The organism is Erwinia sp. S38 (genome assembly GCF_016624545.1).
Lineage (GTDB): Bacteria > Pseudomonadota > Gammaproteobacteria > Enterobacterales > Enterobacteriaceae > Erwinia > Erwinia coffeiphila.
This window is the reverse complement of the sequence record NZ_JACVTS010000092.1, coordinates 1-277: the sequence shown is the minus strand read 5'-3', so window position 1 is coordinate 277 and position 277 is coordinate 1. Positions and strand designations below refer to the sequence as shown.

Here is a 277-nt window from a genome sequence, read left to right as displayed (position 1 = left end):
TTTCACGGTGACGGTGCTGCCCGGCTCGCCTTTACCGGAGAGTGAGCTGCCATCATCGGAGACATCAAGGTCGGTTGCTGCAACGGGACCGGTGGTGTCATCCGCATTCACCTGAGCAGCGGTGGACTCGTTACCGGCCGCATCTTTCAGGTTGACATCGAGGGTTTCACCGTTGGTCTGAGGTGGCTCCAGCGTCACGGTAAAGTTGCCGTCGTTATCAACGGTGCCGGTGCCGAGCACGGTGCCATCCGGGCCTTTCACGGTGACGGTGCTGCCC

The 277-nt window shown here is 61.4% G+C and carries 1 protein-coding gene; it reads right to left on the bottom strand.

The genetic code is table 11. From position 1 onward, the window contains the following. Positions 1–277: Ig-like domain-containing protein (locus IBT46_RS27120; protein ID WP_200548139.1), on the bottom strand; the 277-nt coding region annotated here is incomplete at both ends.